This is a genomic window from Streptomyces sp. NPDC031132 (genome assembly GCF_055570595.1).
Genome location: NZ_JBVIGX010000043.1, coordinates 1 through 24,176 on the forward strand (window position 1 = coordinate 1; position 24,176 = coordinate 24,176).

Annotated in this window: 23 protein-coding genes and 3 pseudogenes; 16 read left to right on the forward strand and 10 right to left on the reverse strand. The window is 67.5% G+C overall.

Annotated elements, in window-relative coordinates; genetic code table 11:
* Positions 1 to 97: 97 nt before the first annotated feature.
* Complete coding sequence (locus tag ACZ49B_RS34815; RefSeq protein ID WP_468314083.1) at positions 98 to 412, reverse strand: DUF6233 domain-containing protein; 315 nt, start codon at positions 410 to 412, stop codon at positions 98 to 100.
* A gap of 584 nt (positions 413 to 996) precedes the next feature.
* Between ACZ49B_RS34815 and ACZ49B_RS34820 the strand changes: the two genes are divergently transcribed.
* Positions 997 to 1,599 carry a hypothetical protein gene (locus tag ACZ49B_RS34820; protein ID WP_468314086.1) on the forward strand — a complete coding sequence of 201 codons (603 nt, stop codon included), beginning with the start codon at positions 997 to 999 and terminating at the stop codon, positions 1,597 to 1,599.
* Between the two features lie 574 nt (positions 1,600 to 2,173).
* Positions 2,174 to 3,175: a PASTA domain-containing protein gene (locus ACZ49B_RS34825; protein ID WP_468314088.1), complete on the forward strand. Its 1,002-nt coding sequence runs from the start codon at positions 2,174 to 2,176 to the stop codon at positions 3,173 to 3,175.
* Between the two features lie 417 nt (positions 3,176 to 3,592).
* Here the strand turns inward: ACZ49B_RS34825 and ACZ49B_RS34830 are convergent, their stop codons facing one another.
* On the reverse strand, positions 3,593 to 3,850 hold the full coding sequence (locus tag ACZ49B_RS34830) for a hypothetical protein (RefSeq protein WP_468314090.1): 258 nt from the start codon (positions 3,848 to 3,850) through the stop codon (positions 3,593 to 3,595).
* A 638-nt stretch (positions 3,851 to 4,488) separates the two neighbouring features.
* On the opposite strand from ACZ49B_RS34830, the pseudogene ACZ49B_RS34835 reads away from it, so the two are divergent.
* From ACZ49B_RS34835 to ACZ49B_RS34850, 4 genes and pseudogenes are all read left to right on the forward strand, one after another.
* A pseudogene (locus tag ACZ49B_RS34835) lies at positions 4,489 to 4,731 on the forward strand (hypothetical protein); the annotation flags it as partial.
* 136 nt (positions 4,732 to 4,867) lie between these two features.
* Positions 4,868 to 5,011: pseudogene (locus ACZ49B_RS34840) on the forward strand (transposase); the annotation flags it as partial.
* Between the two features lie 306 nt (positions 5,012 to 5,317).
* Positions 5,318 to 5,941 (forward strand): hypothetical protein, encoded by a 624-nt coding sequence (locus ACZ49B_RS34845; RefSeq protein ID WP_468314093.1) that lies wholly within the window; start codon positions 5,318 to 5,320, stop codon positions 5,939 to 5,941.
* Positions 5,942 to 6,228: 287 nt separating this feature from the next.
* Complete coding sequence (locus tag ACZ49B_RS34850) at positions 6,229 to 6,711, forward strand: hypothetical protein (protein WP_468314096.1); 483 nt, start codon at positions 6,229 to 6,231, stop codon at positions 6,709 to 6,711.
* Positions 6,712 to 6,847: 136 nt separating this feature from the next.
* Here ACZ49B_RS34850 and ACZ49B_RS34855 read toward each other — a convergent pair whose 3' ends face one another.
* The 5 genes from ACZ49B_RS34855 to ACZ49B_RS34875 all read right to left on the reverse strand — a co-directional run bounded on the left by ACZ49B_RS34855 (position 6,848) and on the right by ACZ49B_RS34875 (position 12,632).
* Complete coding sequence (locus ACZ49B_RS34855; protein WP_468314099.1) at positions 6,848 to 7,699, reverse strand: hypothetical protein; 852 nt, start codon at positions 7,697 to 7,699, stop codon at positions 6,848 to 6,850.
* A 1,432-nt stretch (positions 7,700 to 9,131) separates the two neighbouring features.
* On the reverse strand, positions 9,132 to 9,455 hold the full coding sequence (locus ACZ49B_RS34860) for a helix-turn-helix domain-containing protein (RefSeq protein ID WP_468314102.1): 324 nt from the start codon (positions 9,453 to 9,455) through the stop codon (positions 9,132 to 9,134).
* A complete protein-coding gene (locus ACZ49B_RS34865; protein ID WP_468314169.1) occupies positions 9,455 to 10,480 on the reverse strand; it encodes a tyrosine-type recombinase/integrase in 1,026 nt (341 codons plus the stop codon). The genes ACZ49B_RS34860 and ACZ49B_RS34865 overlap by 1 nt, the downstream gene beginning before the upstream one ends.
* 228 nt (positions 10,481 to 10,708) lie before the next feature.
* Positions 10,709 to 10,879, reverse strand: a complete 171-nt coding sequence (locus ACZ49B_RS34870) for a hypothetical protein (protein WP_468314104.1) — start codon at positions 10,877 to 10,879, stop codon at positions 10,709 to 10,711.
* A 1,096-nt stretch (positions 10,880 to 11,975) separates the two neighbouring features.
* Positions 11,976 to 12,632 (reverse strand): TetR/AcrR family transcriptional regulator, encoded by a 657-nt coding sequence (locus ACZ49B_RS34875; protein WP_468314106.1) that lies wholly within the window; start codon positions 12,630 to 12,632, stop codon positions 11,976 to 11,978.
* Positions 12,633 to 12,771: 139 nt separating this feature from the next.
* On the opposite strand from ACZ49B_RS34875, the gene ACZ49B_RS34880 reads away from it, so the two are divergent.
* The 5 genes and pseudogenes from ACZ49B_RS34880 to ACZ49B_RS34900 all read left to right on the forward strand — a co-directional run bounded on the left by ACZ49B_RS34880 (position 12,772) and on the right by ACZ49B_RS34900 (position 18,175).
* On the forward strand, positions 12,772 to 13,722 hold the full coding sequence (locus tag ACZ49B_RS34880) for an alpha/beta fold hydrolase (RefSeq protein WP_468314109.1): 951 nt from the start codon (positions 12,772 to 12,774) through the stop codon (positions 13,720 to 13,722).
* Between the two features lie 189 nt (positions 13,723 to 13,911).
* Positions 13,912 to 14,229 (forward strand): annotated as a pseudogene (locus tag ACZ49B_RS34885) (ATP-dependent DNA ligase); the annotation flags it as partial.
* 222 nt (positions 14,230 to 14,451) lie between these two features.
* Positions 14,452 to 15,084 (forward strand): HNH endonuclease family protein, encoded by a 633-nt coding sequence (locus tag ACZ49B_RS34890; protein ID WP_468314172.1) that lies wholly within the window; start codon positions 14,452 to 14,454, stop codon positions 15,082 to 15,084.
* Positions 15,085 to 15,836: 752 nt separating this feature from the next.
* Complete coding sequence (locus ACZ49B_RS34895; protein WP_468314110.1) at positions 15,837 to 16,094, forward strand: hypothetical protein; 258 nt, start codon at positions 15,837 to 15,839, stop codon at positions 16,092 to 16,094.
* Positions 16,091 to 18,175, forward strand: a complete 2,085-nt coding sequence (locus ACZ49B_RS34900; RefSeq protein WP_468314113.1) for a type 1 periplasmic-binding domain-containing protein — start codon at positions 16,091 to 16,093, stop codon at positions 18,173 to 18,175. Before ACZ49B_RS34895 ends, ACZ49B_RS34900 begins: the two co-directional genes overlap by 4 nt.
* 496 nt (positions 18,176 to 18,671) lie before the next feature.
* Here ACZ49B_RS34900 and ACZ49B_RS34905 read toward each other — a convergent pair whose 3' ends face one another.
* Positions 18,672 to 19,325, reverse strand: coding sequence for a hypothetical protein (locus tag ACZ49B_RS34905; protein WP_468314114.1), 654 nt, complete (start codon positions 19,323 to 19,325; stop codon positions 18,672 to 18,674).
* A 415-nt stretch (positions 19,326 to 19,740) separates the two neighbouring features.
* Between ACZ49B_RS34905 and ACZ49B_RS34910 the strand changes: the two genes are divergently transcribed.
* The 4 genes from ACZ49B_RS34910 to ACZ49B_RS34925 all read left to right on the forward strand — a co-directional run bounded on the left by ACZ49B_RS34910 (position 19,741) and on the right by ACZ49B_RS34925 (position 21,791).
* The gene (locus ACZ49B_RS34910) at positions 19,741 to 20,214 is read left to right on the forward strand and encodes a hypothetical protein (RefSeq protein WP_468314117.1); all 474 of its coding nucleotides are present in this window, start codon (positions 19,741 to 19,743) and stop codon (positions 20,212 to 20,214) included.
* The gene (locus ACZ49B_RS34915; protein WP_468314119.1) at positions 20,214 to 20,750 is read left to right on the forward strand and encodes a hypothetical protein; all 537 of its coding nucleotides are present in this window, start codon (positions 20,214 to 20,216) and stop codon (positions 20,748 to 20,750) included. Before ACZ49B_RS34910 ends, ACZ49B_RS34915 begins: the two co-directional genes overlap by 1 nt.
* Before the next feature lie 4 nt (positions 20,751 to 20,754).
* Entirely contained in the window at positions 20,755 to 21,057 is a 303-nt protein-coding gene (locus ACZ49B_RS34920) for a hypothetical protein (RefSeq protein WP_468314122.1), read from the forward strand.
* A 110-nt stretch (positions 21,058 to 21,167) separates the two neighbouring features.
* Positions 21,168 to 21,791: a hypothetical protein gene (locus tag ACZ49B_RS34925; RefSeq protein ID WP_468314125.1), complete on the forward strand. Its 624-nt coding sequence runs from the start codon at positions 21,168 to 21,170 to the stop codon at positions 21,789 to 21,791.
* A gap of 224 nt (positions 21,792 to 22,015) precedes the next feature.
* On the opposite strand, the gene ACZ49B_RS34930 is transcribed toward ACZ49B_RS34925, so the two are convergent.
* Together ACZ49B_RS34930 and ACZ49B_RS34935 are read right to left on the reverse strand one after the other, a co-directional pair.
* A complete protein-coding gene (locus tag ACZ49B_RS34930; RefSeq protein ID WP_468314127.1) occupies positions 22,016 to 22,402 on the reverse strand; it encodes a hypothetical protein in 387 nt (128 codons plus the stop codon).
* A 330-nt stretch (positions 22,403 to 22,732) separates the two neighbouring features.
* Entirely contained in the window at positions 22,733 to 23,245 is a 513-nt protein-coding gene (locus ACZ49B_RS34935; protein WP_468314130.1) for a hypothetical protein, read from the reverse strand.
* A gap of 443 nt (positions 23,246 to 23,688) precedes the next feature.
* On the opposite strand from ACZ49B_RS34935, the gene ACZ49B_RS34940 reads away from it, so the two are divergent.
* Positions 23,689 to 24,162 (forward strand): hypothetical protein, encoded by a 474-nt coding sequence (locus tag ACZ49B_RS34940; RefSeq protein ID WP_468314133.1) that lies wholly within the window; start codon positions 23,689 to 23,691, stop codon positions 24,160 to 24,162.
* Positions 24,163 to 24,176 lie beyond the last annotated feature (14 nt).

Genomic DNA, 24,176 nt, shown 5'->3' on the forward strand with positions numbered 1-24,176 from the left:
CATCCATAGGGGCATCAAACGCCGCTACGTCTACCTTGGCACCGCAACCGCCGCAGCCCTCAGCATCTGGCTCCGAACATGATCGGCCGGACAAGTCCTAGCCGATCTCCTCCCGTTCGTCCCCGTTCTGGCCGTGGTGGAGGATCGGGAGGAGGGTCTCGGCGGCGTCGCATCCGGGGCATGCCGCCGTGCCGGGTCGTGCCAGTGCCTCGAGCGCCGCGGTGGTGTTCAGCGGGTGCGCATGACCGGTGGCGAGCTTGCAGCCCTCGGCATGGATGGTTGCGGCCCGTCCTCGGGTAGGGCCATCCAGGAGCCAGGCCCACCGGACGGCAGGGGCCGTGATGGCGGTGCGGTGGCTGGGTACGGCGTCCAGGTCTACGCCGGGGATCGGGCGCAGCTGCGCGGAGGTCACCCATGTGCTGTACTCGGCCGGCTCGGCGCCGCCGCCCCACTGGTGGAGATGCGGTATTCCGAACCTGCGCTATTTCTGCTGCTGGGACTGACTCCATCGGGGCGGGGGCGCACTGCGTCGGGTCACTGTTCGACAGCATGGCCCTCGCCGCTGGGCGTCCGGTGAAGTGTCGAGGTGTCGTCCACTGCTCCCCGGCTCCATGCGTGGCGGAGTCCAGCAACGAGGCCCACAAGTACCGGTCGGCACAATCGCCTTGCGGATGCGCCGGGGCGCTGCATCTGCTCGTCCCGGACGCCAAGCAGTCTCTCCCCGAAGACCCGGCGTGGCAGGCGCCGACGCGCCGGGCGGGCAGGATGGGTCCGGCATCGTCCTACGGGTCGGCAGAGGCAGTCGTCCGGGGAGGCGAAGGCACGCGAACGCAGGTCAGCGGCCCTTTACGCTGCTGCAGGGCCTTGATCGTGGGCTCTGGTGTTGTTCGGCTTTCAACGTGTATGTTGAGCGCCGCCAGCTCCCGGCGTCAGTGTGAGAACCCCACTTCACCGCACCAAGTTGGGGCCACCTCTCGCTTGCCACTGGAGCAATCCATGACTGTGCCCACCCCTGAGCCCGGCTACCCGCAGCAGCTCGACGCTGCTCCCGCCCCCACAGCACCGGGAGCCCACCCTCCCTTTGCTCCGCGGCCGGAGGCCGGCCCCGGCAAGGTCGATGGGCAGCTCAACGCCAAGCAGAAGACCGTCCTCGGGTGCGGAGGCATGGTTGCCTTCTTCCTGATAGCCGCGGTGGTCGCTGCTGTTGTGTCACCCTCCGAGGCCAAGTCGGCCGAGGCCAAGCCCGCTCCCACCGTCACTGTCACTGTTACCGCAACCGTCACGGTCACCGCACCTCCGCCCGTGGCGGTCAAGGCCCCCGAGCCGTCGCCCTCGCCGACGCAGGAAACAGCGCCGCAGACGGCGCAAGTCCCTGACATGACCGGTAAGTCCGGTGACCTGCTCGTGGAAGCCCTCAAGACGGCAGGCTTCGCTGACGGTTACAAGGCCACCTCGTTCCACGACGTCAGCGGCCAGGGCCGCACGGTACTGCTCCTGACCAACTGGAAGATCTGCGAGCAGGACCCGAAGAACAAGGCCGTCCCCGTCACCGAAAAGATCTCCGTAGGCGTGGTCAAGTTCGGCGAGGCCTGCCCTTAACCACCACAGCTGAACCGCCCGGCCGAGCCACCTGCACGGCGCCGCGGCCACCCCGCACCGGGGCGGCCGCGGCGATGTTCGCCGAATGCCAGCTGTGCGGATTCCGGCTCAGCGGCCACGCCGCGCCTGGACTCTCTGCTCACAAGGGAGGCCGCAGCCCCGGCGGGCTCAGTCGGCCTCGCTGTTCGCCGTTCGCCGCAGAAGTTCAGCAGCGGCGCATCGGGCCATCCCCGAAGCGGAGAGCAGGCAGACGCGGCCGGGCAGACCCGGGTGACCGAGCACCGTTGAGTCCTGACCTGTCTGTTTGCAAGGGGCGTCAGGGTTGAATCACGGCGCTTGCTCGCCGGTCTCGACGTCCTGGCGGGTCCACGCCCGTCCTGGGCGGAGGGTTCGTATGTCGGTCGGCGCGGAAGCGGTTCGTCTTTCTCGCTACGATCCGGCAGTTACATCGATACTTTCTGTTACTGAGGAGTCTGCAGTGGCCTACGGCCAGCCGCCCTACCCTTACGCGCCTCCACCTGCCCCGATACGCCCCTGGTGGCAGACCTCGAAAGCCCGTCTCGCGTTCATTGGCATGGCGGCCGTCACCATGGCGATCGTCGAGGGACTCGGCATCCTCCTCATGTTCGCCTCCATCGCTCTGATCTGGATCAGCACGGGCGGGCTGCGGCATCCGTGGAAGGTGTGGCAGCGGATCGCCGCAACGGTCGGCACCCTGCTGCTCTGCCTGATCGTGGCCGGCATCGCGCACCCGGTGAAGAAGAAGGACGATGCGAAGCCGGCGGCGGCACCAACGGCGGCTGCCACGTCGAAAGCACCGGCGACTCCCGCACCTGCGGCTGCGCCACAGCTGGGGGACTACGCGGGCAAGGCGCTGAGCGAGGCACGCAAGGGCGCCGAGGCGGCCGGGTACACGGTCGGCAACCGTGATGCTTCGAACGAGTCCCGTGAGGTCGTCCTGGCAGGGAACTGGACCGTGTGCTTCCAGAAGATCTCCGACCTGGCCGAAGGAAAGAAGGGCGTCGACTTCTCCGTGGTGAAGGAGGGCGAGCCGTGTCCGAAGGAGGACGGCGGCGCCCTGCCCTGGCCCGTGATGCCGAACGTGGTGGGCGCCACCTACAACAAGGCGGTGGCGGACCTCAAGGCGGCAGGTGTGCCGCTCGAGCGGGTGAAGCTCGAGGACGTCTACCTGGACACTGACACGCCCACCGCTGAGCAGGCCGCGAAGGACGGCGAGGAGTGGCACGTCTGCTTCCAGGACCCGGGCAAGGGCGGCAAGGTCACCTCGACCACGACGGTCCGTCTGGACCTGGGCCGGTGGAGCGACGCATCCCTGGTGAAGACGTGCCCCGCTGCGAAGGGCACCACCTACCAGATTCCGGCGAACGATCCCGACTACAAGCGTCCCGAGCCCTCGGGAGGCGATGACGACTCGTCGAGCCAGGGCGGGTCGACGGGGGGCGGTGCGAAGACCGTGCATCCGGGGGCGTTCTGCTCGCCGGCCGGAGCGGTCGGCACGGCGAACGGGAAGACGTACACCTGCAAGGGACCAGGTCAGAACCGCTGGCGCCAGTAGCCTGCGCCCACTCGAAGCCCCTCCGGCCGGCGGCCGGAGGGGGCCCTCCTTGTTTCGGGGTACGGGCGGAACAGTCCCACCGCCGGAGCCACCAAGAGCGTTCGATGCAGCCAGGGGCGCAGGTGCGGGCGAGACGAGCGGCGCTGCTCGACCACCCGGGCCTTCCAGCGCGCCGCAACCCGGCTCCCTCGGCTCCCGTCGGGCCATCGGCAACCAGCCCCCGCAACCGCGAAATCGACGGGACCGGACCGCCTCGAGGCCGGGCTAGAACACTGCACCCCGGCTCCGCCCTGCGTCGTCCCAGTGGCCGCCGCTCACGACGAGACCCTCGCGCTACGGACGACCTGACCTCCACCCGCCCTAGCGACGCGCAGGGACGGGCCCGTCGCTCCACAGGCCTTCTCGGAGGCTCACCTTCTACACGGTCGAGTGCCCCCGGTCGACCTCGGCCGGGGCTCCTGAGGCTTCCGATTCGGCGATCCGGCGATCCATCTTCTTGTCCTGGGCGTACTTGCGGTACCGGTTCACCCCGTACGCCACCCCCGTCGCCGCAGCGGCGAGGGCCGCGTACGTGACCGCCTCCTTGTGCCCCTGCGTCCGGTAGTGCTGCCTCAGAGCGTCAGGGCCACCCAGTTCGCCGGCTTCCTGAGTCAGCCTCGTCCAGACATTGCCCATGCGCCCACTCCCCAACTTCTGCCGCGCCTCGCTCAGGCTGCGGCACCCCGCCATCGGTTGGATGCTATCGGCCTGCGCTGCCCCTCTGACCGCAACTTCACCCCGGCCGGACTCGCCGCCCCGACCTCGCAATGCCCGCTGGCTCTGCCTCGGCTGCTCCGCGTCCTTCGGCAGGCCGGTCACGGCCGCCTCGTCGGGGAACTGGCCTGCGCCCGCTGCGGGCGGACGGACCGCAAGGTGGAGGAGCCCACACCCGAGGGCCGGGCCTGCACACCATGCACGCGGCCGCTGCGGACGTGTGCACGGTGCGGCCGGGAGGCACACGTCGCCGCGGTGTGGGAGGACGGACCGGTGTGCGGTCTCTGCTACAGCCGCGATCCGCGGCGGCAACGCGACTGCGGCCGGTGCGGCCAGCGGCGGCCGCCGGCCATGAGGACCGCCGAGGGGTCCCTGTGCCACAGCTGCTGGCCCCGCCCGGCCGAGCTCTGCACCAGGTGCGGGGAGAGCGGGGAAGTGCACATGCGGACAACGCAAGGGCCGGTCTGCCGTGGCTGCTACCAGACGCCGCAGCGCCCGTGCGGGGGCTGCGGAACCGTCGGACCGATCCAGCGGCGCGGCGACGGCAGCCGGCCGGACCTGTGCCGGGCCTGGGCCGGCTTCCGGCCGCCGCGCCGGTCCTGCCCGAACACCCGGACTACCCCCGTATCCTCGACGCCTTCAACCACGCGACCGGGCCGCTACCAGCCAAGGACGTCTGCGAAGCCCTCGGCCACGAACTGCTGCCGAAGAACGTCGAAGGCACCCGCGCCAAGCTGAAACGCCTGGTCAAACTCGGCATCCTCACCGAGGCTGACACCGGCAACTTCGCCAGGAAGCAATAGCTGACGGACCTCCACCAGCGGGCTTGCTCCACCAAAACGGGCATCACCTGAGCGCCCTCTGAGTTGTCGATCAGGCGATGCGGTCGCTCAGGCCCAGCACCTTCGGGGCGTCGCTGGGGAAGTTCCTGGGCGTGCCAAGAAGGTCCGAGCCCGGGTCGAGCACGTCTTCGCCCGGATGAAGACCTGGAAGATCCTCCGCGACTGCCGCCTCAAGGGCGACGGCGTTCACCAAGCCATGCTCGGCATCGCCCGGATGCACAACCTCGCCCTCGCCGGATAGGCAAGCGGGCCGCACGGCGGCCAACCATGCCTGAGGCGACCCGAAGATCATTTACGGCCCTTAGCCGGGGCCGCTTGCGCTCAGGCCGCTTGGCCGGGCCCGAGGGTCGAAGCCGTCCGGGCCGAGGTAAATGGCCGTTTGACGTCGGCCTACCATAATGGCTCCGGGCACGACATCAGCGGACAGAGGCCGGCGACGACGCCTCACTCGCCTCCGTCGACCGCAGGGCATTTGGGCAAGCGCGTTAGAGCATCGTGAGAGCGGACCCAAGATGCATTCCACCCCAGCTCGGCGCACGCTTGAGTCATGAGCAGAGAGACCCCTGCCTACAAGAAGACTAATTCTTTAGCGGTGCCACAGCTGCGCTGGAGATTGGTGGTAGGCGGCGGTTTCCTGGTCTCCCTAATTGCGCGCCTCCTTGCTGTGTGGTGGAGGGATGTTGAAAGGGAATCAACTTCTTCGGCGGAAGGAATTCCTCCAGGAGTTCCACCTCCCTCGCAGGTTGGTGTGGTGCCCCCAGAAAGTCAACCTCCCCCAAAGCTAGAGCTATTGCAGGCGAGCTTCGACGAAGTCCTAGATGCCATAAAGCATATGGATGACAAGATAGGCCGACTCCTGACAAGCGTGGCGTTCTTGACGGCCGCGACACTTGCACTGGCATCCCTTGCTGCGGCGAAGTATTTGGGCCACGACTTTGACATCACCCCGTTCGATCCCCCGATGGCTCTGATTTCGATAACTGTTTTTCTCCTCGGCGTGTTCATTGCCGTCATGCTGCTGCTCGCTGGCCTCACGGCGCCCATCGGCGTGCCGGGGCTTACAGGGGATCCAGCGCAGGACCCTCGACCGAGTACGGGGGTGGAGTCCGAAAAAACTCCGTTGTTAGGTCGCCGTCCGGTGAGAGGCGGATCTCGCAGCTTTGGTTTCTGAGGATAGCCGAAGCCACGCGGAAGGAATGGGAGGATGAGTGGGCATCGGAGGATCGGGTAAAGAAACGGGAAGGTGATCTGATCAGCGAGACTCAGAACCTTGCGCGTCGGGCAACTTTTAAGCATGACAGGATACGAGAGGCGGTTTCGATCCTCTCCATATCGCTCCTTGCTTTCGCTGTCTCCGTCGTTTTCACGGCAGCGGCTGCAAGTTTCTGTCCGGCAGACGGAACCTCCTGCAAGTCTGTACCCGTAACGCTTGATGCGCTCCATCGCTACACCTTGAGTGTGCTTTTTGCTTCCTACGTGTTGGTTCAGATAGGAATCCCGGCAAGGCATGCCATGCAGTCGATAGCGCCAGCGGTGATGGATGGAGAACGTAGGCAGTGGGGCAAGAATCGCTGGAAGTTGCGCTATGCGGTTTCTGCTGCAATTTTGGTGGGGGCGATCTTGGCTCATCCGGGCCTTCCCGATTGGATCTGGATCCTCCTTGTAGCTGTATCTGCTGTGGTGAGTATCGTGGCGTTTTGCTCCTCGGTGAAGGAAGAAAAGTGGAAGATATGGAAGGCTGTGGCTATGGTAGTAGCAACATGCGCCGCTACCGTGCCTGCCCTCTTCTGGGGGATTGACGGGAATTATGCCTGGCAACTGGTTTCAGCAGTCGGCGTCTCTGGCCTATTTTTGATCATTTCGCTATTGCGCCCGACGCTCGATCTCAGGCAAAGGCAGAAGCGGGGGGCGACACAAGCGGTGGCGCCGGATGGGGCCTGATCGTGACGACGGAGGGCGTCTCACCAGTTCCACAATCGCAAACGAACCACTCTTTCCGGGGCCGGAGGTGTTTCGAGAAACGGGCGGGGGGTGCGCCATTGGAGGACACAAAGAGAGCTGGTTGGCGACCCTGCTCCTATTGACGGGCTGCGAGGTAGTGGGTCCAGCTGTCGTTGGCGTGGCGTGCCCAGATGGTTGCGGTTTGGGGGTGAAGGCCGAATAGGTCGGCAACGATGATCGGCGGCAGTTGGGTGACGGCTTCGAGTATCGCGGTATTGCGTCCGGCGAGGACAGGGATGCCGTGGCGGCGCAGGAGGGCGGTGGCGCCGAGGGAGTTGCGGGAGCGGGTGGGTGCCTGCCCAGGGAGCAGGTAGTGGGTGCCGTCGTTGATGAGGGCGCGGAAGTACCCGCTGGCTGGCTGGTGGATTTGGGCTTCGATGAGTTGTGCGAGACGGGGTGGGAGCAGGACGGGGTGGCGGCCGAGGGTGAAGTAGGCGCCGGTGTCGTCGCGGTGGTAGCGGTCGGTGGTTAGCTCGGTGATCCGGCTGACCGGCAGGGCGTACAGGAGGGTGAGAGCGCCGAGGATGCGTACGTCCCGGGGCAGGGTCTCGTCGGCCAGGCAGCGGTGCAGGTGCCCGGTGTAGTCGTCCTCGGTGAGAAAGGTGGCCGCGAAGGCCCGCTGCTCCGGCTGGAGGTCGAGGCCGACATTGATGCGGCGTGCGCGCAGCCAGCGGATGAAGGAGGCGAGTGGCCGACGCTTGGCGGGGTGGCGCGTGATCCACAGGTCGAGGTCGGCTTGGCGTGTGGTTGTGGCGGTGAGCTGCTGCTGGTCGAGCCAGGTCAGGAAGTGGATCGCGGTGCGGATCTCGCGGATGTCTGTCTTCGACGCGGCGAGGGTGTAGCGGCCGCGGGCGGAGCGGTGGCGGGCGTCGCGCAGGACGTGCCACTCGGCGAAGGGGCGGATGAGGGTGGCCTGGTAGGAGGGCATGCCCGGCAGGTTGTGGTTGATCCACAGCTGGAGGCGGGCGAGATGTTCGTCGCGGCGGGGAGGATGCCGGCGGTGACCAGTAGGCCGCGGACGTGGTGGGTGGAGGCGTTCTGTGGGAGCTTGTCGAGAAGCTGGTGGGTGAGCGGCTCCGGTTGTTCCGCCAGGTTCGCCAGGGTCTTGGCGGCGCGGCTGCGGCGGAGCCACGCCAGTACTGGGTAGGGGTTGGCGGCCTCGGAGAGAACGGTGGCGAGAGGGGTGAGCTCGTCGGGCATTGGGGCGCCGGCTGGAGTGAGGAGATCGCGGACTTTGTCAGTGAGGCGGCAGCGCGGGCACTTTCCGTCTTCGGTGAGGTCGCCGGGGTTTCGGCACACCGTGCAGCGTGCGGCGGGATCGTCCCGGCCGCAGCATGCGGCGCACAGACCGGCGCTCTCGGTGCCGACACCGATCATGATGCGGGTGTTGCCGCACGAGGAGCAGGGTGCCGGGTTGGTCCGCCGTTTCTTGTAGCAGGTTTCGCAGACCGGCCCGAGCGGCCAGATTGCTTGGGCGCGGGATTCCCGGTGGCAGATGGAGCAGGTGCGGCGGGGCAGGGGCCAGCAGGTACGGCAGTGGAAATCACCGTCCCGTGCGCCGACGTGGCCGCCGTGCCGGAGTCGGCCGCATACCGTGCATTCGCCTTTCGGGCCGCGGTAGCAGCGAATGCAGATGTCCGGCTGGTCTCCTGCCGCCCGGACCTGGATTGGCTGGAGCTGTCCGCACTTTCCGCAGAGGCGGGGCGGGCTGCGGTAGCAGGCGGAACACACCGGTCCGGCCGGAGTACGGGCACTGACCTTCTCGACCTTGCCGCACCCCGAGCACGCTTCCGGCTTCCGCGGCGTGCAGTTCGTGCACAGGGCCCCGCCGTCCGGGAGTCGGCGGCCCGGATAGCGCAGGCGCCCGCGTCCGGCGCATTCCTCGACTCCGTCCTGGCGGTAGCAACGCCGACATACCGCCACTCCGCCTCGGCTGGTGACGATGTGGTCCACCTGTCCGCACCGGCCGCAGGTACGGAAGGCGGCCTTGGCCAAGCACCAGCCGCAGCATCGCCCGGATGGTGAACTGGTCAGAGGCAGCGGACCGGTCCGCCCGCACGACACGCACGCCAGCTTGGCCACCGCGTCCTGGTGACCCGCAGCATGCAGAAGATGCAGAAGCCGGACCAGGGGAACGAGGGCATGTCGGGAAGGTGAGGTCAACGACTCGGGGAACTCGGCGAAGTGCTGGGCGAGACTGCGTACGGCCTGTGGGCCCCAGCCCTTGGCCTCGGTCAGCAGCCGCTCGGCCTCCCCTTCCGTCAGCCCGTCGCCGACACCTCGCCTCAGGTACGCGATCACGCTCCGGCGAGTCCGCTCCAAGTCCGCGGCCGCTTCTGCCTCTACCCGGGGTCGTCGCCTCATGACGGGCTCTGGCCGGGCCTGCGGACCACCGTCCGCCGCGCGGTCAGCGGCACGGGACCGGCAGTCTCTTCAGCTGTCTTGCGTAGTTGCGTGTTGACGACCTCCGGCTTGATCAGATCGTTCGGGGTGCAGGACAGGATGTCGCACAGCGCGACCAAGGTATCCATGCTGAGGCGCTGCGGCGGCTGGGTCACCAGCCGGTAGACCTGCTCCCGCGACAAGGTGATGCCCCGCTCGGCCAGCAACGGCACCAGGTCGGAGGTCTGGTACATCTCCCGCTCCGCCATCAGCCGCCACTGGTAGCCCATCTTCTTGATCATCAAACCTCGTCCCAGTCGTCGCCCAGCCGGCCACGCAACGACGCCTCCAGCAGCGTGTTGCGGTATTCGTTCGACACCCCCATGTAGATCGCCGTCGTGGCCGCGTGCGAATGCCCCACCTGCTCCTGAACGAACCGTGCCGGATACCCGAACTCCGTCAGGTGCGTGATGTACGAGTGCCGAAGGCAGTGCAGGTCCAGCTCCCGATCCAGGTCGGCGTCCTCCCGCGCCGCGACGAACGCCTCGTTGATCGACCGCGGAGCCAACCGCCCTACCCGCTCGGTCACCCACAGCGCCGGATGCCTCCCCGGCGACAGATGAGGCCGGACCGAGCCGACGTAGTCCTCCAGGACACCGACCACCCAGTCCATCTCAGGCACGGTCAGCACTGTTCGCCGTTTCGGCGGGGCGCCCCGGGTCGACTTCCCGAACCGCACCATCATGCTGCCGAAGCTTCCGTACTGCGGCGCCTTGCGGTTCCGCCGCAGATCCACCAGGTCCACGCGCGAGGACTCCGTCCTGCGCGTGCCGAACGCGTAGATCGTCTTGAGGACCGCAGCATCCCGCATCGCCGTCAGCCCGCCCTTGCGGCCCTGTCCCCGGATCCGCGACGGCCGGGCGTCGGCTGCGTCGAACAGAGCCTGGACCTCGTCGTAGGTCAGCGGCCGCCGCCGTGGGTCCCCCTCGTACTCCACGGTGTGCAGCACTGAGTTGCCCTCGTGGAAGACCTCCTGCGGGACCTCGCCGAACCGGTCGAGACAGACTTCGGCCCAGCCGTAGCGCGCATCGAGCAGGTACTCGGTGAACAGCGTGACCATCACCTCGTACGAGCGGGCGGTCGACATCCGCACCGGCCCCGGCCCGCCGCGCAGAGCGGCAATGAACGCCTCTCCGTCCGCCGGACTCCACTGCCATGGATACAAGCCGGTGAACTCCCACAGACGCTCGATCAACCGCAGGCGCGGAGCGATCGTCTGGGGCTTGAGGAACCGGGACAGCTGCTGCCGGGCCCATCCCTCCTTCATCGCCTGGAACACCGCAGGCGCAGCGTCCAGATGGACCACGTTGCGTGCCAGTACTAGCCGCGCCGAACCGGGCGCCTCATCAGCCACGAGCCTGTTGTAGTTGACGCAACAATGTGAGATCCGGCGTTCCCGTTGCAGGTCACCCCCAGGAGTGAGCGCCTGGAAGGGAACACCTCCGGCCGTCGGACCGGCTGCGACGCTGATTGCGCAGCAGAGCGGAGTGTTGCATCAGATGCCATTCCGCCCATTTTCGGAGGTCTGCCACAGGGGTACGCCGATGCGGTACATCCACAGGCCGGTGTCGAGCTGCTGGCGCTCGTAGAGTCGTACGCGCTCGATTTCCTGGCCGTCGGGGAGGAGCAGCGTGATCGGTACGGGCGGTGGTTCGGGATCGGGCACGGTCAGGGGCGTGGGGGCTGTTCACGCGCGGCCCGGCAGGCGGGGCAGAGGGGGTTCCCGCCGACCCCGTAGCGGCAGCAGGGCTGATGGCATTTCGTGCAGGGCCCGGTCTGGCTCGGCGCCCAGGTGACAGGCTGCGGTCTGGTGGTGGGGGCGAGGGAGGTCATGGTGCGCTCCTGGGGAGGGGGACACCCAATTGCATCACGTGTTCGATTTTATGGCCTAGCGACCCGCCGCGCGCGGGGCAGTCTCCGTGACTGAGCGTCGTAGTTGTCCGGTGAGCGCGATAGTTGGCCAGCCTGAGCGTGAGGCATTCATGCAGGCCAGAGGGCTATCTCTTCTCTGTGGCCGCACGACGGTATGCCAGGCTGCACGTGCCCCGACCGCCCTGAAGCGGGTATCTGCGCAGGTCAGGGGGTGTGGCCAGCTGTGATGCTCAGGGTGGCCAACTACGACGCTCAGTCACAACAAGTGTGACTGAGCGCCGCAGTTGGCCGCTGAGCGTTTCAGTTGGCCAGAGCGGCTGGCCCACCCGAGTGGCGGCTGCTCAAAGGTATCCATGTGCGGGCTGCACTCGTTGATCAAGGCATGATGCACACGCGCACCCTGACCACTGCCGCGGCACTTGCCCTCGGTGCCCTCGCCTTGACTGCGGTCCCTGCCAACGCGGACGATCAGCCGATCGCCACTGGCGCCAGCATCCTCGGCAGGCTGAATCAGCTTGGTCAGATTAGTCAGGTGGGCCAGGCCGCCAAAGCCGCCGACCCCGCTCTCGGCCTACTCGCTCCGGTCACCGGCCTCCTTCCGCTCTAAAACCTCCGGCTGGGACGTCCTTGAAAGGTGAGCGTCGTGGTTGGCCGATCTGGCCAACTACGACGCTCAGTCACAACAAGGGCACCCCGCTGTGCTGGTCCGTCCGGCGGCGTGCGGCGGGCCGGGGCCGCCTGCTGGGGGCAGGCTGATGGTGGGGGCTGCGACCGTGAGGGGAGGGGCCGGGGTGGTGTTGCGACCGCCGGTGGAGCCGATGCTGGCGCAGGCTGTGGAGTCGGTGCCGGGGCCTGGTGTGCTGGCGGGTGTGCTGGCGTTTGAGCAGAAGTTATGTACAGGTATTGGCGTCTGTCCCCTGTCCGGTGTCCGGGGTGGTGTGGCCGCTGGCGGGGAAGATGCGGTCGAGGTGGTGGTGCAGTACGGCGATGGCTGACTCTGGTGTTCGTTGGGCGACGAGGATGCTGGTGCCCATGGTCGCGGTCATGGCGAGCAGGCTGATGGCCTCGGTGCGTGCGTCGGCGCCGGGATCGGCCAGGCCTGCCGCCTGGGCTCCTTCGATCAGGCCGGTGAGAGCGTTCTCGGCCGCGTCGGGGTTGTCGATGAAGGGCTGGGCGGCGAGTGCGCCGTCGGTCACGGACAGGATCGAGTAGGAGCTGTACAGGAGGTGGAAGGTCCGGCTCTCCTGGTCGGTCGGCAGGGATGCCAGCAGCAGCGCCTCGATCGTCGCGCGTGGGCCCGGGTCCGGGCCGGCGGCGGCCAGGCGGGCGCTCACGCGGGTGGTGAAGCGGTCGGTCAGGTGCTGGAGTCCGTAGAAGAGCAGCTTCTCTTTGGTCTCGAAGTAGTACTGCACGAGCCGGAGGGATACGCCGGCCTCGGCGGCGACGTCGCGCATGCCGACGGCGTGCAGCCCTCGCCGGCCCGCGACTTGGATGAGCGCTTCGGCGATCTGGGTGCGCCGTTCCTCGTGGTCCACGCGCTTGGGCATCAGTGCTGTCTCCGGCTGTGGGTGGGGTGGGTGGTGCGGGGCTCACAGTCCGGCTCGGTCCGAACATCTTCATGGTACCGTCGTATCAACAATATGGTACGTTCGTATCACGAAGAACGGATCTTCCTGGAGGTGCCCCGTGCCCGAGAACACGACCCGAGTGCGACGAGACATAGGCCGCTACGTGAGTGACGAGCTGCGCGACCTCTACTTCGCCACTTGCGACGTCCTCTACGCGAAGGGAGCACCCGTCCGCTCCGAGACGGACGTCGAGACGAGCTTCGGCACCACCCACGTCTACCGCTACGGCCCCGCCGACCCGGCAGCCGAGTCACGCACGCCCGTGGTCCTGATCCATGGTTCGGGCGGCTGCTCCGCGCAGTGGTACCCCAACACCCGCGCGCTGAGCGCCGAGCGCCCCGTCTACGCCCTCGACACTCCCGGCGACCCCGGCCGCAGCGTCCAGCGCGAGCCCATGTGGCAGCCCGAGCGCGCGGCGCAGTGGATGGACGAGGCCCTCGACTCGCTGGGCCTCGACAAGGTCCACCTCGTCGGCTCCTCGTACGGCGGCTGGCTGGTCATCAACCAGGCCCACCTCCGGCCCGAACGCCTCGCCTCGGTCACCGCCCTCGATCCGGGCGGCCTGGAGAAGGTGGGGCTGCGCTTCTTCGTATGGATCTTCGCCAGCCTCTTCGCCACCTACGCCCCCAAGGCCTGGCGCCCCCGCCTCGCCAAGTGGCTGGAGCAGCCGGTGATCACCGTTCCCGAGCTGCGTACGTGCATCCAGGCCAGCGTGAAGGCCTTTCGGATCCGCCGCCCCGCGCCGCTGCCGCTGTCGGACGCGGAACTGGGTTCCATCCGGACGCCGTTCTACCTGGTCATGGGCAAGCGCAGCCTGCTCGTACACCCCAAGCGGCAGCTGGAGCGCGTACCGCGCCTGATTCACGGCGCTCGCGCCGAGATCGTCGCCGCGACCGGCCACGGCCCGCAGATCGACCACCCCGACCTGGTCAACGCCCGGATGCTGGGCTTCATGGAGGACATCGACTCCCTCGATCCGGCGGCGGCACGGGGCGCCACGGACGCGTAGCCGCGAGGGCCGCAGACGCGGACTGTCCAACAGTGCATAACAGAAGTTCGATGGTCACCGGGCGCTGCTGTTCACCCGGCCGACCCGGGCAGACGGGTGCTGCTGCAGACCCGGCGCGGCTCTTTGGTTCAAGACCGGTTCCCGATCTGGTGGCCGCCGCCGGGCAGTTGCCCGCCGGCCTGGTCCTCGATGGTGAACTCCTCGTCTGGGACGTTGGAGGCGGGCCGCCTGAGCTTCGAGGCGTTGCAGCGCCGTGCCGCTGCGCGCAGCCGAGGCGCGGCCGCCCTCGGCGTGCGGTGGCTGGCGTACTTCGTGGCGTTCGACGTGCTGCAGCAGGACGGTGAGGAGCTGCTGAAGCGCCCGTATCGCGAGCGCCGCGCCCGGCTCGAGGAACTGTTCGCGCAGTACGGGCTGACGGCACCGTGGACGTTGTGTCCGATGACGACGGACCTGGCCAAGGCTCGGGAGTGGCTGGAGTCCTGGACCGATGTGTCCGGCGTCGAAGGCATTGTGGTCAAGGGCATGGACCAGACCTACCGCACGGCCGCGAGAGGCTGGACCAAGATCAGACGCAGAGACACCACCGAAGCCGGCATCGGCGCCATCATCGGCACCCTCACCCGACCGCAGCTCCTCGTCCTCGGCCGCCACGACGCACACGGCCGCCTCCGCGCAGTCGGCCGCACGGTCCCGCTACGCCCGGACGCGGCCCGCCAGGTCGGCGAGTACCTGGCCGCGGCCGGCCCGGACACCCATGGACCGGGGTGCGGTTCGCGGCCGCTGCCGCAGGTCCTGCCGCTCGGGGCCGCGGTATCCGCGCTCCCGCTCGCCCTCGAGGCCCGGACCGGTTACCAGCGCTCGAGCTTCAAGCACTGGAACGCCGGCGACATCCCGAACGACGGCTGCAACACCCGCCAGGAGGTCCTGCTCTCCGAGGCGGTCGAGTACCCGGAGATCGGGCCGGGCTGCGCGCTGACCGGGGGCGTCTGGTGGTCGTACTACGACGAGGTCACCGTCACCGACGCTTCCCGCCTCGACATCGACCACATGGTCCCGCTCGCTGAGGCCTGGGATTCGGGCGCCAGTTCGTGGACCGCGAAGAGGCGCGAGGCGTACGCGAATGACCAGGGGCAGTTGTCGTCTCTGGTGGCGGTGACAGCGGCCACGAACCGGGGCAAGGGGGATAAGGATCCGGCGCAGTGGCTGCCGCCGGCGCCGGACGCGCTGTGCCGGTACGGGGCGGAGTGGACGGCGACCAAGCTCCGCTGGGGGCTGGCGGCGGACGGGGCGGAGCGGGAGCGGTTGCTGGACATCGCGGCCGGCTGCGGCGCTACGGAGGTGGAGTTCACCCCTGCCCCGTAGGCGCGCCCTTTGGGTGCCGGGTCAAGGGCCGCTGCTCCACGTTTTCGGGGGTGGCGGCCTTTTGCACGTATGGCAAGACGATCTACCACCCATCCCCGCCCCGGACGTTGGCGTTCGCAGTAGGTGCGGGACCTCACGGGCTCGCCACTGGGCTGCCGCGGCTGGGCGGATGGCGTTTCGCGTCTTCGTCTGCACGGGGCATGTGCCGGTCGGTACGATCGCCGGGATTCGCAAGGCTTGTTCGGAACGCCGGCGGCCGTCGCGGAGCGTGTGCGGAAGAGGGCCCCTGCCGGTAACAGGGGCCCTCTGACGGTCCGTGTGCTGTCCGCGTCGTGCCCAGGAGGACTTGACGAGGGAGCCACCGTCGCGGCTGCCCCAAGGTGGGCTGCCTGCGTCCAGTTTCACCACGGTTCGCAGGCAATAGTCAAGATCGAATAGCAGTTCCGGCGCGTTCCGAACGCTTGATGCCCAGGTCAGCGTCCATTGCACGCGGGGCATGAAGGGCAGTTCGGAACGGCGGGCCGCAGGTCGCAGCACGGGCCGCACCGGTTGTGTTCCGGGCCGGAAACCTCGGCGGGCGGGCGTGGAACGGGGCGTGTTCTGAGCGGATCGGGGCGGTTGTATTCCGAGCAGGAACAAGGGTTGCCCCCGTCCTTCGACCACAGCAGGCTTACCTTCCATCACAGCCCGTACTCGGCGCCCGGTAAGCGCTTTCGGGCTTGTCCCGTACGCCCACTGCCCAGGAGGCATCCATGCAAGCTCGTCGATTTTTGAGGCGCCACAGCTCCCGGCCGGCTCCCGACGCCCCGTCTTGCGGGACGGGTGCGCTGTCGGGCGGCCAGCGGGTGCTGGTGTTCGTGGTGGTCGTGGTCGTGGTCGCCGCGCTCTTGAAGTCCGGCCACTCGATGCTCGACGCGTTCGGGCTCGTGACCGTCGCGGCCGGTACGGCGGCCCAGATCAGCTCGTGGCTTGAGCAGCCCGCCGCCGCACTGCCCGGAGGAGCGGCGTGACGGGCCTGACAGGGCCCGGCGGCGGTGCCGTCTGGCGGGACAAGCTGTACGCGGCCGCCACCGACAAGGAGTTCCGCGGGCATCTGACCAGCCTCCAGAGGTCCACGGGACTGACGGGCGACCAGGTCGCCAGCAAGGCCGCAGAGCTGGGAGGCCTGCCGCTGCCGAAGGCCACCGTGACTGCGACGCTGACCCGGGACAAGCTCCCGAAGCTCGTGTTCGTGCAGCAGCTCCTCAAGGTCTGCGGGGTGAGCGAAGAGGACCGGAGCCTCTGGATCGAGGTGTGGCAGGCCCTGGACGACGGCCGGGCCCCTCTCGGGCAGCCGCAGGACGCCGTGCCCTCGCCGCCGCCCCCTCCCGTAGCCGCGACGATCGATCTCGGAGTCGTGAACCCATCCAGCCAGGGCCCTTCGGCGATCCCGGCCACGGAACCTGGGGGCACGGGGGCCTCCGGGCAGGGCGTTGCGGTCCCGACGGCCGGTCCCGGCGCCACTGGGCCCTCGCAGGAGGCACATTCGGCGCTTGAGGCTGGGGAGCGCGGAGATATTGGCTCCTCCGAGCCGGGCTCCTCAGCCGACCCGGCCACGGGGCCCTCGGCTCGGTCTTCCGGGTCGGCGCGTCGGCGCTGGCTGATCGGGCTGGCCTCGGTGGCGGTGGCCGGCGCCATGGTCGCCGGCGGCCTGTGGTGGCACGCGGAGCGCCAGGAGAGGGCTGCGGCGGCGTCTCACTGCGGCACCAACAACGCCGCGCTGACCACCATGCCGGCCTGGTGCGCTGGGATCACCGACGGCAGTGACGGCCACGAGGTGTTCGGCAAGGGTCTCGCACCGGCGCTGGCCGTGATCGACGCCGAGAACCAGGCCGCGGTGAAGAGCGGCCGCTACGTCACGGTGGCCGTGATGGGGCCCCTGACCACGGGCGACAAGAGCCTGACGGGCGATCGCGCCGTCCATCAGGCCGAGGGAGCCGCGGTCGCCCAGCACAAGGTGAACCAAGGCGGAACCTACCCCAGGATCCGGCTGGTGCTGGCCAACATGGGCACCGACGAGACGAGCTGGTCCACCGTCGTCGACCACCTCAAGACGATGACCGGCGGAAACGACCGGCTCGTCGCGGTGACGGGCATGGGCCTGAGCCAGAAGGAGTCGATCGACGCCGCACGGTCCCTGTCCAAGGCATCCATCCCGATGGTCGGCGACCTCGTCACCGCGGACGGGTTCGACACCACCGGCGCCATCGACGGCGGCGGCGGCATCGACGGACTGGTACGCATCGCCCCCAACACCAGCACACAGATGCAGGCCATAGCTCAGGAGATCCGCAAGCACCCCGAGCTGAAGACCGCAGCCCTCGTCAGCGCGCCGAACACCCCCAACGGAACGACCGACTTCTACACGCAGTCCCAGGAAGCGGCCTTCCGGAACCCGGCAATCGGACTGTTGCCCTACCTGCAGGCGGGAAGCATCTTCTTCAGATTCGATGCCCGGGACGACGCCGTGCGGACCGGCCTGAACACCATCAGCAACAACCTCTGCGGCAAGGTCGAGCCCGACCTGGTGTTCTACGCCGGCCGCGCGAACCACCTGGGCGACTTCCTCGAAGACCTGCGCCAGCGGCCGTGCCACACCACCCCGATCACCGTGGTCACCGGCTCCGACGCGGCCACCCTGAACCGCGACCTGGACGCCCTGAAAGACCCCGAAGCCCCCATCTCCGTCCTCTATGTGCCTCTCGCCGACCCGGCCCAGCTCGGCGACAGCAGCAACCCCGACCGCGGCCTCTTCCAGGACTTCGTCGACGATTTCCGGCAGCGGCAGTTCTACAATGGCCACCTGCTCAGCGGATGGGCTGTCATGGCACACGACGCCGTCCTCACCGCGAGCCTCGCGATCCGCAAGGCCGTCGACACACCCCAGACCCCGCCCAGCGTGCACGCAGTAGCAGCCCAGCTCTACCTGTTCGACACCACCAACGTCATCAGAGGAGCCAGCGGCATCTTCCGCATCGACCCGCAAACCGGCAACCGCAAGAGCACCCACGACCCCCAGGTCGTACGCCTGGGCGCCCCACCGCGGAGCTAAGAAACAGATGACCGACTCAGTCAGTTGCCTGCGCTCCTAAGGTCGTCAATGCGGTAAGGGGCGGTGCTGGCCCGGCCACTCTCTGCGGGGGCCGGGCCTTGGCAGCCCCGGCATGCCCTGTAACGGCCTGCCGGTGCCCGGAGACGGACAACGGTGCTCGGGACCCTCCCGAAGGGGGTGTCGAGCGCCGCTGGGTGCGTGGGGGGCAGAGGAGGCCGAGCTCCTTCTCGATGCCCGCGACGATCCCCAGGGTCGTGGTGAAGGAGCCGCCGCAGAAGCCGACCCCCGCGAGCGGGGTGCCGCCGAGGTGGCGGGAGAGCATGCAGGCGACGAAGGCGGCAATGACCCCGAGGAGGATGGCGATGATGATCGCCATGACGCCTGGCGGGGGCCATGGCAGGAGGAATCACACATCTGCTTCTCACTTTCCCTTGACCTGCCGGGCGGTGCCGAAAGTCCGTTCTCGCCGGCCGTTCGCCCCAGTTGAGGAAAAGGGTCAGCGTTCACGCCTCAGCGAAACCCGTACATTCTTATCCTCATCACGATCAAGGAACAGGCCCGACCCGTTCACGCTGGAGAGGTACGGAACACCCACACCTACGCCGAGAACCTTCGGCTCACCCGTGCTGGTCGTCAGATTCAGCTCCGCGACGACTGTTTCCGCGCCGCCGGCCGCCGACTTGTCCTGGACCGCCCCGTACGCCGTGCCGTCGTCGCGGATCGAGGCGAGCGCGATTGTCTTGCGGTCGCCGTCACCCTCCAGGCAGATGCCATTGCCGCGCTTCAGATCAAAGGCAACAGGCCCGGCTGCCAGGTAGCGGCCGTCTGGTGAAGCAATCACGGGGTAGTCGCGAGCCTTATTGGTGTCCGCGACGGCGTGGGCGCAGGTCATGCTGGCCTGGAGCTGGCCCGTTCGCACATCGTGCACCGACCACAGCGGAGCGTTCGGAGCGCCGAACGTGCCGCCTGTCGACCATCCTGCGAGAAGGTGGCCACCGGCGACGCCATAAGCATCGCCATTCCACGAGCCGACAATGCCTGTCTGCGCTTCGATGCCACTCGGGCGTACGGCGTCACTGAACCAGCGGCCCGGAATGCCGAAGCCACCGGTACCTATGCCTACCAGCGGGCCGTCCGCTGCAGCCGCCATCACGCGGCTGCTGCCGCATGCCATCCGCCAACGAGCGCGTACGGGCCGTAGACACTGCCCGGCAGGCCGCCCGACCGGGCCCCGCACCAGCGGGACCCCTACGTGAGAGAGCTCCCGGCTGGTGGGAGTCCGCAGCAGGTGACCGCTGGTAGTGGTCCCGGGGATGCCCCGGCCTCGGGGAAGGCCCCGGTGTCCTAGCCCAGACACCAGCCGCAAAGTAGCGGGGCCCCCGGCACTGATCCATGCCGCGCAGCGACGGTCAGAACAATGTCAGCTCAGCAGTCTCCTCGCACTCCGCCCGGACCACCGTCTCCTGCACCATGTCGAGCACGGTTAGTGCGTCGATCCGGGCCAGGCTGAAGGTCTCCGTCCTTCCGGCGCGGGGCATCTGCTCGGCCGCGAGGAACGGTACAAGGTGCGCGTCCCGAAGCTGTGGTCGGACGGTCCGATCTGCCGGACCTGCTATGAACGCGCGATGCGCGTCCGCGGCTGCTGCCCCGGCTGCCGAGCCGACCGGCTGCTGCCCGGACGGGACACCGCCGGCACGCCGATCTGCCGCGATTGCGCGGGCATCACCCGTGACTTCTCTTGCGACCGTTGCGGCTTCGAGGGGTTGCTCCTTGGCGGGCGCCTCTGCGAACACTGCACCCTCGCCGACACCCTCGGTCGACTCCTCAACGACGGCACGGGCCGGGTCGCTCATTCGCTACAACCACTGGTCACCGCCCTGCTGGAGATGGACCGGCCCAAGAGCCGACTGATCTGGCTCCGCAACCCAAACGTGGTCTGCCTGCTCCGGGGCCTGGCCACCGGCACCATCCCGCTCACCCATGACGGTCTGCACCAGGAACACCCTGGCGAACCGTCACTCACCTGCGTGACCTGCTGATGGACAGCGGCGTCCTGCCACGCGTCGACCGGCAGATCCTGCTCTATCAGCGCTGGCTGACCGAGCGGCTCGCCACCATTGAGGACCCCGAACACTGTCGATGTCTTCAGCACTTCGCCACCTGGCACCAGATCCGGCGCCTGCGGAGTAAGGCGGAGAGGGGGCCTCTGGGACGCTCCCAGACGAGCCAGGCGAAACAGGAGATCACCCAGGCCGGCGCTTTCCTCGCTCAGCTCGCTTACCGAGGCCGCACCATCGAACACTGCCAGCAGGCTGACCTCGACGCCTGGCATACGGAGAAGCTGGCCATTCGTCGCCCGGCCCAGACGTTCCTGCGCTGGTGCATGAAGACGGGCCGGATGCCCTGCCTCACCCTGCCACCGCAGGTCATCAACCAGGATCAAGCGCCGCTGCACCAGCACCGCCGACTCGCTATCATCCGGCGGGCCATCGAGGAACGACGTCATCGACGACGGGGCCACCGTCACCGTCCGGCTGGGAGACCCGCCGTCCCCGCTTCCGGAGCCCGTCGCTGACCTCATGCGGGCATACGTCCAGTCCTGCCAGCACCTGCCCTACGCCAGCAGCAGAAGCTCCCGCTGGCTCTTCCCCGGCCGCCAGCCCGGACAGCCGATGAACCCGGTCAGCCTCCAAGTCCACCTGCGAAAGATCGGCGTCCTACCACAGCGCGGCAGGACCTCCGCGATCCGCCAACTCGTCCTCCAAGCCCCGGCCCCCGTCATCGCGAAGGCCCTCGGCTACCACGACAAGACAGCCACCCGCCTCGTCACCGAGGCCGGCGGAACCTGGAGCAGATACGCTCCCGGCGACCATGCTCGGTGAGACCGCTGATCGGTGTGGGGCAGGTCACGACTATCCGAATAGTGCGCCATCCGGGGGAATTGCTCACCCTCCATGAACCCGCGTCGAACATCCGGTGGGATTAACAACGCATGGCACTCACCAGCGATCAAGAAAAAATTCTAACTGAGGAAGTAAAGCAAACAGCCGCTGCAATCCAGGCCAAAAATACAAGCTTCGGGCAGTTCGGATTGCTGGCAGTCTTGGTATTGGGTGCGGTAGCGGGGATTTCCAAGAGCGGTGGAGGAGGGGTGATCCTGCTGGCCGCGCCGCCAGCATTGTGCGTCGTCCTGGCCTTCATGATGCAGCTGTTTGGCGATGCTCTGGCTCTTGGGGTCTACATCGAGACCCTGCAAAGCAAGCTTAACGAGAGCCTGGAGGGAACCGGCATCAAGCTTGCATACAACGACATTATGCACAAGCGTCGCTATCTGAGCATTCTGGGAATTCAAGTCATCTTCTTGATGCTCATCGTCTCCGCTTACGCTATTTCGGGTGCGGTCGCGTTCCATCTGAAGGCCTATCGATGTTTGGGTATCTCCTTCTTCATTGTGAGTGTGCTCGTTGGAGTTGGAACTTTGGTCTTGGCGGTAATTGACGGGATGTCGTCTGAGTCCGCCGCTCAACAGCTCGTCGGTGGAGGCTCAGCCGAGATGAAGGGTGTATTCGGGATCCGAAAAGCCAAGCCGGGAAGCGGGCAGGGGAAGCCAAGCTGAGTGCGGACGGGGTGGGCGTCGGCCCCCTCGCGGTCCGTGACAATCAGTAGTCATTGGCTGGCTGGCGATGCGAATACGCGATACCTGAACATGCGAGCCCCCCAGTCTCCGCGGCCGAAGTAACTCAGTGTGCGGTTACAGCATCTGGTTCGCCGCTCTACCGGGGCGACCTGTGGCCGGTGTGCTAGTCGACCAGGATCAATCTCACCGGGACTTGCCCCGAGCTACGGCGCATTGAGGGCTTTGATCACTGAGGCCGCGAGGGCAAGCGCTGCTCCCAGCAGTACCAGGGACCACGCGACGTATTGGTTACTCAGGTCGGTCAATCTTTGCGCCTGCTCTCCGCCCTCTTTGCGGATCTCCTCCATGCGACGCACAACTTCCAGTTGCAGTCGCACCAGGTGGGGAAGCTTGAAGAGAAGGCGTAAAGGGGAAATGCTGGCAACGAGCACCTCCTTGGCCACCTTGGTGAGACGCAGGTTCTTGATCAGGTCCCGGTATTCCGCGATCGAGAACCACGCTCGCAGCCCGGAGCCAAGCATCGCGAACAGCGCCCCCGCCACTGTCACCCAATGGGCCAGGACCGTCCAACCTTCTGGTGTCGTCGGCACGCCGGGTGAACGCTTGGGAGCCGAAATTGTTACTGATGCACGGCCAATCGGGGCACGTCGGTGCGTCGCGTAGTGCCGGATTTGAGGCCGCTGCAGCACAGGCTGCCCGCAGCCCGCCCTCCGGGGCGCGGCTGCGGGGTAGGCGCCTCACACTCGCCATGAACCCTTGAACCGCTACAGAGAGCTACTTGTCACTTCGCGGCAGCTTCGGGAGAACGGGATGTCGCACAGATGGGCGCCGTTCGGGCGAGACGTTGCCCCCGCCCCGCCTGAACGGGCGTCCAGGAAGTGGTTCGACCGAACCTTCTGCGGCCATCAACTGCTCGAAGGTTAGAGATACCGGCGGGCGAGACGGGTGAAATCCATCAGCCCTTCCCGGGCAGCTGCTAGCTGCACAGTGATCTTTTTCCGTTCCACTTCCAGTGCGTCCTCGGTACAGTAGCGCAAACCCGTCCGCTCCATGCTTTCCATCGCAGCCCACAGATTCAGGTGGATTTGCGCTGCTCGGTTCAGTGTTCTAACAGGAGCTTCCAATTGCAGATCGATCCACACCCGATTGAAATCGGAAGCAAGCGAGCGGGCGACATCTCGCGCGCGCTGAACCGCGGCATCGCCTTCGAGGATGGTTCCCTCGTGGAGGACTCCCCCTCCGATAAGAGCGGTGTCCACGTTGGTCAGGGCGCGCGTCCAATCTCCAGCCACCCGCAGGAAGGTTCGGAACATCTGACGCCGGGATTGTCGGCGGTGCAGCCGCTCCGCCGACCTGCCGGTGAGGTATCCGGCTGCCCCAGTGGCCACTGCGCCGACTGCGGCACCGAGCACGGCCGCTAAGCCCTGGTCCATCGAGCCTCCTCCGGTGTGCTGTCGCGCTACGCCTCATTGGAGCGATTTCAGGGGCGGGTCAAATATGGGCTAACGCCCCCGTCCGAGTGTGCATCACCGGTCTCAACAACACTCGCTCGGCGGAGAGGCAGACCAGCACCTCACCAACCGATTGCCAATCACGCGGCCTGTCTCAGGCGCTTCGTCGAGCCACTACTCACTGTGACGATACGGGAGAACCGCCTGCGGAATACGCGACCTGAACATGCGACCTCACCAGTCTCAACCCCCGGGATCACCCCGCTACCTTGCGGCTGGTGTCCGGGCTAGGACACCAGGGCCGTGGAGTGAGCGCGGGGGTGCTCTACGGGCAGCGCGGATGACAACTGGCCCGATTCAGGACCACAGCACGAAGTCAATCTGGCAGCTGCTGCACTTGATGTGAGTCCCTATATCAGCTGGAGATGGGGGAGTGGGACATCCCCCGCGTCCCGCTGCGCTACGACCGCGCAGTCATTTCCTCCCCCATGCTCGCCGCCCAGCTGCGTACCGGCCGCCGCACCGGCCGGGCCGTGTACGACGTCACCGCGCACCAGCAGGCCGCGATGACCGAGCAGCTCCTCGTGCCGTTCCCGGACGCCGACCCCGATGCCGAGTCGGACCGCCTGGACGAAGCCCCGCGGCCGGTGCTCGACGTGACGGCAGTGCGGGCCCTGCAGAAGTCCCGCATCGACGAGGAGGCCCTGGGGTACACCGCTGAGCAGATGCGTCACCTCACGGACTCCGTCAGCGAGATGGTCGACAGAGGTCGAATGTTCAGGCAGCGGTATGCCGTCCAGGATGAGGACCCCGCGCTGTATCCGGTGCGCGAGGAAGACCAGCGGGCGCACGATCTCCAGCAGCCCGGACCGCACCACGGTCCGGCCGCTGGCCGCTGAGAGTTCCTGGTGCA

Coding starts and splice junctions, on each gene's coding strand:
- ACZ49B_RS34940 (WP_468314133.1), top strand. CDS start 23,689: ATGGGGGAGTGGGACATCCCCCGCGTCCCGCTGCGCTACGACCGCGCA.
- ACZ49B_RS34845 (WP_468314093.1), top strand. CDS start 5,318: ATGAGCAGAGAGACCCCTGCCTACAAGAAGACTAATTCTTTAGCGGTG.
- ACZ49B_RS34855 (WP_468314099.1), bottom strand. CDS start 7,699: ATGCCCTCCTACCAGGCCACCCTCATCCGCCCCTTCGCCGAGTGGCAC.
- ACZ49B_RS34920 (WP_468314122.1), top strand. CDS start 20,755: ATGCGGGCATACGTCCAGTCCTGCCAGCACCTGCCCTACGCCAGCAGC.
- ACZ49B_RS34905 (WP_468314114.1), bottom strand. CDS start 19,325: ATGGCGGCTGCAGCGGACGGCCCGCTGGTAGGCATAGGTACCGGTGGC.
- ACZ49B_RS34935 (WP_468314130.1), bottom strand. CDS start 23,245: ATGGACCAGGGCTTAGCGGCCGTGCTCGGTGCCGCAGTCGGCGCAGTG.
- ACZ49B_RS34895 (WP_468314110.1), top strand. CDS start 15,837: ATGCAAGCTCGTCGATTTTTGAGGCGCCACAGCTCCCGGCCGGCTCCC.
- ACZ49B_RS34860 (WP_468314102.1), bottom strand. CDS start 9,455: ATGATCAAGAAGATGGGCTACCAGTGGCGGCTGATGGCGGAGCGGGAG.
- ACZ49B_RS34825 (WP_468314088.1), top strand. CDS start 2,174: ATGGCGGCCGTCACCATGGCGATCGTCGAGGGACTCGGCATCCTCCTC.
- ACZ49B_RS34830 (WP_468314090.1), bottom strand. CDS start 3,850: ATGGGCAATGTCTGGACGAGGCTGACTCAGGAAGCCGGCGAACTGGGT.
- ACZ49B_RS34875 (WP_468314106.1), bottom strand. CDS start 12,632: ATGCCCAAGCGCGTGGACCACGAGGAACGGCGCACCCAGATCGCCGAA.
- ACZ49B_RS34865 (WP_468314169.1), bottom strand. CDS start 10,480: ATGAAGGAGGGATGGGCCCGGCAGCAGCTGTCCCGGTTCCTCAAGCCC.
- ACZ49B_RS34925 (WP_468314125.1), top strand. CDS start 21,168: ATGGCACTCACCAGCGATCAAGAAAAAATTCTAACTGAGGAAGTAAAG.
- ACZ49B_RS34915 (WP_468314119.1), top strand. CDS start 20,214: ATGGACAGCGGCGTCCTGCCACGCGTCGACCGGCAGATCCTGCTCTAT.
- ACZ49B_RS34820 (WP_468314086.1), top strand. CDS start 997: ATGACTGTGCCCACCCCTGAGCCCGGCTACCCGCAGCAGCTCGACGCT.